Raw genomic sequence first — 232 nt, forward strand, 5'->3', positions numbered from 1 at the left:
TCAATCAAGATCGTGAAAACCATGGAAAAAAGCCTTTTCCACCAGATAAATTTGATAAAGAAGAGACCAAAGAGATTAAAGAAAGTACAACGGATTCTGAGAGTGGCTACTATGTGAAAGATGAACGAACAAAACAGTTTGCCTATTCATTCCACGCGGCCGCAGACCGCAACGGTTTTGTATTGGGAACGATTGTAACACCTGGAAATATACATGACAGTCAGATCTTAGA

Annotated in this window: 1 pseudogene; it reads left to right on the forward strand. The window is 39.7% G+C overall.

The window, feature by feature from the left end:
• A pseudogene (locus AC2YHV_RS27640) lies at positions 1-232 on the forward strand (IS5/IS1182 family transposase); the annotation flags it as partial.

The sequence above is a fragment of the Peribacillus sp. SRI_006 genome, assembly GCF_057586375.1.